A 6986-nucleotide genomic window follows, 5' to 3' on the forward strand; every position below is an offset into this window, starting at 1 on the left:
GCGAACTGCTTGCAGGATCGACAAAACAAGCCGCACTCGGGCCTCCTCTGCTACGAGAAAGCCTCTCAAGAATCCTTCTTTTGCGGCTTGGCAATAGCCAATCAACTTATCTGCGATTCCCCTGCCCGCAAGGGGGGAGATTAGCGGCTTCGGCGTCTCGCCTTCTCCTGTTGCCGGAGAACGGCTAGGCTTCGCGCTAAAGCACCCCCAGGAGCCCGCCCATTCCAAAGCCCACCTTCCTCGAAATTGCCCGCCGCGCCGGGGTCGGCACGGCGACGGTGGAGCGCGTTTTGAACGGCAGGGGCGGGGTGCGCCCCGAGACGGTCGAGAAGGTGGTGGCGGCGGCGCGCTCGCTCGACTATCCGCGCCGACTGCCCGAAGCGCATCGCGGCGTCATCCGCATCGAGGTGATCCTGGTCAGGCCCGACGCCACCTTCTTCGCGCGCCTCTCCCGCGCCTTCGAACGCATCGCGGCGACGCTCGACCGCTCGATCGCCGTCCACCGCACCTTTCTCGACGAGGCCAATCCGGCGGCGATCGCCAAGCGCATCCTCGAACCGGAGATGCGGCGCGCCGCCCTCATCCTCGCCGTCCCCGACCATCCGCTGGTGAGCGCGGCCGTGGCGAAGCTGGAGGCGGAAAACATCCCGACGGTGCAGATCGTCACCCAGATCTCCGGCACCAAGAGCACCTACGTCGGCATCGACAATTACGCCGCCGGCCGCATGGCGGGGCTGCTGATGGCGAAGATGCAGCGGCGGCCGGGCAAGGTGGTCGCGATCTGTCACAGCCAGATCTATCGCGTCCACCGCGACCGCGTACGGGGCTTCTTCGACTATCTGATCGACGAGGGGCGGGATTTCGAACCCATCGCCACCCTGTTCGGTTTCGACAACGGCGACCGCAATGCCGAGCAGTTGCATGAGGCGTTTGTGCGCTGGTCCGACCTTGCCGGCCTGTACAATGCCGGTGGCGCCAACACGGCGCTGAACGAAGTGCTGCGCCGGCACCCACGCGGTCGCGACGTCTTCTTCGTCGGCCATGAACTGACCGAGCGCAGCACGCGCGGCCTGCGTGACGGCACGATGGACGTCGTGCTCGACCAGGCGCCGGAGGCGCAGGCGCGCCGCGCCATCGACCTGGTGCTGGCGGCGCTCAACCTGCACGACCTGCCGGTCGACAACCCGCCGATCCGCTTCATCACCTTCACTGCCGAGAACCTTTGATTTGATTTGATCAAGGTTGCGCGAGCCTTGGCCGGCATCGCGGTGCTAACTCGACCGCGAACGGGAGACGAGCATGTGCGAATTCTCCCCCTCATCCGGCCGCTGCGCGGCCACCTTCTCCCGAGCGGAGAAGAGGGGCCGGCACCGACGCAGCCTGGCTCCTCTCCCCTTGGGGAGAGGTCGGATGGCGCCGAGCTGCGCTTCGCAATTCGGCTGGCAATCCGGGTGAGGGGGAGCTTTCACAAGCCTGATCGTCCGCCTGCGAACGGGAGGATCATCGGTGGCAAGACGCTTGACGGCCTACGACCTGCAAAGCGCCAAGGGCAGCAGGAAATGGCTGCAGCTGCATGTCGACACGCCGGCCGAGGCGGCGGCCGCGGTCGCCTGCGACATCGTCATCCTCTCCTGCGAGCCCGACCACAATCTGGAATCGATCCGCCGGGCGGCGCCTTACGCGTTCCTCTCCGTCGGCATGCCGCATGGCGCGGTCGCGTCGCCCGAGGAAGCGGTGCGGCTGGGCTTCGCCATGATGAAGCGCGGCGCCGACGCGGTCTATTCATCGCACTCGCCGCGCTTCATCGAGGCGATGGCCGCGGAAGGCATTCCCGTCACCGGCCATGTCGGTCTGGTGCCGAACCGCGCCACCTGGACGAATTTCCGCGCCGTCGGCCGCACGGCGGAAGAGGCCTTCAAGGTGCTGCGCGCGGCCAAGGACCTGGAGAATGCGGGTGCGGCCTGCATCGAGGTCGAGGCGGTGCCGGTCAGGCTCGCCGACCACATCACCCGCTCGACGCCGCTGATCACCATGGGCATGGGCTGCGGCACTGCCTGCGACACGCAGTATCTCTTCTCTTGCGACGTGCTGGGCACCCACACCGGCCACTATCCGCGCCATGCCAAGCGCTATGCCGACTTCGTCACGCTGGAGGCCGAGCTGCAGGAAAAGCGCATCAGTGCCTTCCGCGCCTTCGGCCGCGACGTCGCCCAAGGCAGCTACCCGGAACCGAAGCACCAGGTGGACATGGACGATGCCGCCTATGACCGCTTCCTCACGCTTTCTCAATCGCTGTGAGACCAGCCATGGACGACCTGCAATACGGCACGCGCAACAAGAGGGGCGATTGGGCCCCGAACGAACCGGCCGGCACCGCGCCGCTCTTTGCGTTTCCGCCGCGACCGCTGGCGCTGCTGAAGTGGCTGCCGCATTATTTCCTGCCCTACAACCTGCTCTTCGCCCTCTCGGCAGTGGTGTGGTGGCGCTACGTGCTGCCCGACGTCGAGACGATGAAGACGCTCGCCATCGGCTGGATCCTGCGCCTGTTCATCGTCAACTGCGCGGCGCTGCTTGTCTTCTTCGGCGCTTTCGAGCTTCGACTCTACATTTTGAGAGCCCAGGGCAACCGCTTCAAATACAACGGCAAATGGCCCTCGGAGCAGAAGAGCAAAGCCTTCTTCTTCGAGAACCAGAACATCGACAACATACTGCGCACCTTCGGCACCGGCATGCCGATCTGGACGGCGATCGAGGTGGCGATCCTCTACGCCTACGCCAACGGCTACGTGCCGTGGCTGACCTTCGCGGAGAATCCCGTCTACCTGTTCTGTCTGGCGCTGGTGGTGCCGATCATCCACGAGACGCATTTCTTCCTGCTGCACCGGACGATCCATTGGGGGCCGCTCTACAAATGGGTGCATTCGGTGCACCACAATTCGGTCAACCCGTCGCCCTGGTCGTCGCTGTCGATGCATCCGGTGGAGCAGCTCGGCTATCTCGGCGTCGCCTTCTGGCACCTGATCATTCCGTCCAACCCGCTGCTGGCGCTCTACCAGCTCCACTATGCCGGCTTCGGCGCGATCCCGGGCCATGTCGGCTTCGACAAGGTGGAACTGACCGAGGACAGATCGGTCGATAGCCACGCCTATATCCATTACCTGCACCACAAATATTTCGAGGTGAACTACGGCGACGGCCTGATCCCGTTCGACCGCTGGTTCGGCACTTTCCACGACGGCAGCAAGGACGGCGAGGCGCGCATGCAGGCCCGCTACGAGAAGAAGAAGGCGCGCGCCAACGCCGCCGCGAAATGACAGCTGCAGAGAAAGCCACGTGGCCGGCCTGAGCCGCCCGCTTCAACGATCCCGAAAGGGCCGGCGAACAAGACAGGAGTGAGCCGGCACTCCAAATCCAGAGGGAGGAAACCCGTGCAGAAACTTCTCATCTCGACGGCGCTCGCCGCTTTCATGGCGACCGCGTTCGCGACTGTCTCGACCGGCGCCTTCGCCGCCAAGCTCGGCGTCTCGATCGTCAACTTCGACAACAATTTCCAGACGCTGCTGATGCATGGCATGCAGGCGCGCGCCAAAGAGAAGGGCGCCGAGATCCAGGTCGAGGACGCCCAGAACGACGTCGCCAAACAGCTGGACCAGGTCAAGAATTTCATCGCCAGCGGCGTCGACGCCATCATCGTCACGCTGGTCGACACCAATGCCTCGAAGACCATCAGCGAGGAAGCCGCCAAGGCCGGCATTCCGCTGGTCTTCGTCAACCTCGAGCCATCGGACATGAAGAACCTGCCGGAGAAACAGGTCTATGTCGGCTCGAACGAGGTCGAGTCCGGCACGCTGGAAGCCTTCGAGGTCTGCAAGATGCTGCGCGCCAAGGGCAAGTCGGCCGGCGCTACCGCCTACATCATCATGGGCAGCTTGGTGCATCAGGCGGCGCTCCAGCGCACCAAGGATGTCGAGCAGATCTTTTCGACCGACATGTGCAATTTCATCAAGGTCACCGACAAGCAGTCGTCCGAATGGTCGCGCGACAATGCGCAGAACCTGATGACCAACTGGCTGACCGCCGGCCCGGCGCCCGACGCCGTCATCGCCAACAACGACGAATCCGCCATCGGCGCCATCCTGGCGCTCAAGGCCAACGGCGTCGACCTGAAGAATGTCGTGGTCGGCGGCATCGATGCCACGCAGGACGGGCTCCAGGCGATGAAGGCCGGCGAGCTCTCGGTCACGGTGTTCCAGAACGCCAAGGGCCAGGGCGGCGGCGGTGTCGATGCGGCGCTCGCGCTTGCCAAAGGCGAGAAGGTCGACCGCGTCGTCTATGTGCCGTTCGAACTGGTGACGCCCGCCAACGCGGCGGAATACCTGAACAAGAACTAGACCCGGATCATCGGGGCGGCCGGCTTCGCAGCCCCGATGGGTTCGCCTCGATCTGAAGGCAAGACAGATCTGAAGGGAAGAAAAATGACCGGTTGGATCAGGGCCTGCGGGCTCGACGACATCGAACACGAAGGCGCCCGCCGCTTCGACCATGGCGGCAAGACCTATGCCGTCTTTCGCTCGCCCGACGACGAGGTCTTCTGCACCGACGGGCTTTGCACGCATGAGGCGGTGCACATCGCCGACGGGCTGGTCATGGACTACGAGGTCGAATGCCCAAAGCACGCCGGCGCCTTCGACTACCGCACCGGAGCCGCCAAGCGCCTGCCGCCATGCATCAATCTCAGGACCTATCCGGCGAAGGTCGAGGCGGGAGCGGTGATGGTGGCGGTGGGCTGAAAAGCTCCCCCTTCTCCCCTTGTGGGAGAAGGTGGATCGGCGCGCAGCGCCGAGACGGATGAGGGGTGTTCCAGCTTGGCGGCCACGACGACAGCGCAGCGACATTCCCCAGCGCCTCACTCCGTCCAGCACCCCTCATCCGTCGCCTTCGGCGACACCTTCTCCCACAAGGGGAGAAGGAAAGAGGCGCTAAATCCCCTCGCCATCCACCAGCGGCACGTCCTCGCCTTCCCAGGGGCTCGGCAACGAACCTCGCCCCGCCGTGGGCAGCGGCATCCAGCATCTGAGCTCCGGCTCGGCATACTCGACGACGCGTCCGGGCGATGAATCCGACGCCCGCCAGCCTTCCTCGCCGAACTGGTCGGCGCGCGACCAGTAGGCCATGTCGACCTCGGCCGGTCCCTGTTCGGACGAGCGCACCGTCACCAGGATGCGACTGCCGTCCCGCGGCGCGCTCGCCATGTTGCGCCAGTGGTCGGTCTCGTCCATGTGGTCTCCTCCCAAGAAGCTTCGTGGCAATAGTCGCCGCCCGCCGGGGAGGGGTCAACCCGAACTTGGCGCGAGACAGAAATATCGTTCACGGCTAATATGTTCGCCGACCGCAATCGGACGGACGACCATGGACGAAGGGTTGCCTCAAGCCACCCGTCTCGGGCCGGTCCATCTCAGGGTGACCGACATCCCGGCTGCCTTGATCGTCTGGCGCGACACGCTCGGATTGGCGGTCCTCGGCGAGGATGCCGCCACGGCGGAGCTCGGCGCCGGCGGGCGGAAGCTTATCGTGCTCCACGCCGGAGCGCAGATCGCCCTGCCGCAGAAATCGCGCGATCTCTTCCACGTCGCCATCCATGTGACGAGCCGCCGCGACCTCGCCCACACCGCCGCCCGGCTTAAGGCGTCCGGCCTGCGCTACAGCGCCCAGGACCACCTGGTTTCGGAATCGCTCTACGTTTCCGACCCGTCGGGCAACGGCATCGAGATCTGCTTCGACACGCCGGAACGCTGTCTGCGCCGCGAGGTGTCGGCCGATGGCCGCGTGGCGCTGATCGGCACCGACGGCAGCGCGCATTCCGGGCTCGAGCCGCTCGATCTCCCGGGCCTTTTGCGCGACCTCGGCAATTCCGGCCATGTAGAGCAGAGGATGGCCGCGAACGCCTTCATCGGCCACATCCATATGCGCGCCCGCGCGCCGGAAGAACTGATGGAATTCTATGTCGGCGTGCTGGGCTTCCACCCGCACATCCAGTCGAGAAGCTTCGGCATGTTCGACTGCGGCACCGGGAGCCGGCCGCATATGGTCGCCTTCAACATCTGGGCGCGTGACGAGCTGCGCGAGCCGCCGCCGGGTGCCGCCGGCCTCGACCATTTCACTGTTGAGCTTGCATCGGTCGAGGAGCTGGCTGCGCTGGAACGCAGGCTCGATGCCGCCAACCTGCCGCCGAAAAAGATCGGCGGTGCCGTGGAAACCGCGGATCCGGAAGGCAATAGGCTGCGGTTCGTGCTTCGGGAAGATTGATCGCGCCGCAGCGGACGATTGGGGAAGACAAGTGGGAGAAGGAGAGAATGACCATCAGGGTGATAGGAACCGGCTTCGGCCGCACCGGCACGGATTCGATGCGCGAGGCGCTGACCATGCTCGGCTTCGGCCCGTGCCATCACATGTCGGAGGTCATGGCGCATGCGGAGCAGAAGCGGCTCTGGCGAGCGCTCGCCCAAGGCGCCGCGCCGGATTGGAATCGGCTGTTTGCCGGTTATAAATCCTGCGTCGACTGGCCCTCGGTGCATTACTGGCGCGAGCTGATCGAAGTCTTTCCGCAAGCGCGCGTCATCCTCACCTGGCGCTCGCCGGAAAGCTGGTGGGAGAGTTTCGCAAAAACCATCCTGCCGGCCGTCATTGACAGCCAGGATCAGGAGTCGTTGGGCGTCGCCCTTGTCACGAAGCAGGTTTTCGGCGGCCGCCCGCAGGACCGCGCGCATGCGATTGCCGTCTATGAGGCCAATATCGAAGCGGTGCTGAAGACGGTGCCGGCCGACCGCCTGCTGGTTCACAAGCTGGGCGACGGCTGGGCGCCGCTCTGCGCCCATCTCGGCGTTCCGGTGCCGGACGAGCCCTATCCCAACCGCAACACCACGAAGGAGTTCCGGACGGCGCTTTCGTTGAATTGAAGGGAAGGGAGGGGAATAGGGGAATAGGGG

Annotated in this window: 8 protein-coding genes; 7 read left to right on the plus strand and 1 reads right to left on the minus strand. The window is 65.0% G+C overall.

Annotated elements, in window-relative coordinates; genetic code table 11:
• Positions 1-221: 221 nt before the first annotated feature.
• From EOA49_RS28955 to EOA49_RS28975, 5 genes are all read left to right on the plus strand, one after another.
• The gene (locus EOA49_RS28955; protein ID WP_067001348.1) at positions 222-1226 is read left to right on the plus strand and encodes a LacI family DNA-binding transcriptional regulator; all 1005 of its coding nucleotides are present in this window, start codon (positions 222-224) and stop codon (positions 1224-1226) included.
• A 280-nt stretch (positions 1227-1506) separates the two neighbouring features.
• Positions 1507-2298 (plus strand): 3-methyl-2-oxobutanoate hydroxymethyltransferase, encoded by a 792-nt coding sequence (locus tag EOA49_RS28960; RefSeq protein WP_127241641.1) that lies wholly within the window; start codon positions 1507-1509, stop codon positions 2296-2298.
• Between the two features lie 8 nt (positions 2299-2306).
• Positions 2307-3314 carry a sterol desaturase family protein gene (locus EOA49_RS28965; protein ID WP_127241640.1) on the plus strand — a complete coding sequence of 336 codons (1008 nt, stop codon included), beginning with the start codon at positions 2307-2309 and terminating at the stop codon, positions 3312-3314.
• 114 nt (positions 3315-3428) lie between these two features.
• The gene (locus EOA49_RS28970; protein WP_067322431.1) at positions 3429-4391 is read left to right on the plus strand and encodes a substrate-binding domain-containing protein; all 963 of its coding nucleotides are present in this window, start codon (positions 3429-3431) and stop codon (positions 4389-4391) included.
• A gap of 84 nt (positions 4392-4475) precedes the next feature.
• Positions 4476-4790: a MocE family 2Fe-2S type ferredoxin gene (locus tag EOA49_RS28975; protein ID WP_127241639.1), complete on the plus strand. Its 315-nt coding sequence runs from the start codon at positions 4476-4478 to the stop codon at positions 4788-4790.
• A gap of 189 nt (positions 4791-4979) precedes the next feature.
• Here EOA49_RS28975 and EOA49_RS28980 read toward each other — a convergent pair whose 3' ends face one another.
• Positions 4980-5279 carry a hypothetical protein gene (locus tag EOA49_RS28980; protein WP_067322438.1) on the minus strand — a complete coding sequence of 100 codons (300 nt, stop codon included), beginning with the start codon at positions 5277-5279 and terminating at the stop codon, positions 4980-4982.
• Between the two features lie 130 nt (positions 5280-5409).
• Between EOA49_RS28980 and EOA49_RS28985 the strand changes: the two genes are divergently transcribed.
• Both EOA49_RS28985 and EOA49_RS28990 read left to right on the plus strand, forming a co-directional pair.
• On the plus strand, positions 5410-6306 hold the full coding sequence (locus tag EOA49_RS28985; protein ID WP_127241638.1) for a VOC family protein: 897 nt from the start codon (positions 5410-5412) through the stop codon (positions 6304-6306).
• 47 nt (positions 6307-6353) lie between these two features.
• Positions 6354-6956 carry a sulfotransferase family protein gene (locus EOA49_RS28990; protein ID WP_127241637.1) on the plus strand — a complete coding sequence of 201 codons (603 nt, stop codon included), beginning with the start codon at positions 6354-6356 and terminating at the stop codon, positions 6954-6956.
• The last annotated feature ends 30 nt before the right edge of the window (positions 6957-6986 follow it).

Source organism: Mesorhizobium sp. M1A.F.Ca.IN.020.04.1.1 (assembly GCF_003997315.1).
Classification (GTDB): Bacteria; Pseudomonadota; Alphaproteobacteria; order Rhizobiales; family Rhizobiaceae; genus Mesorhizobium.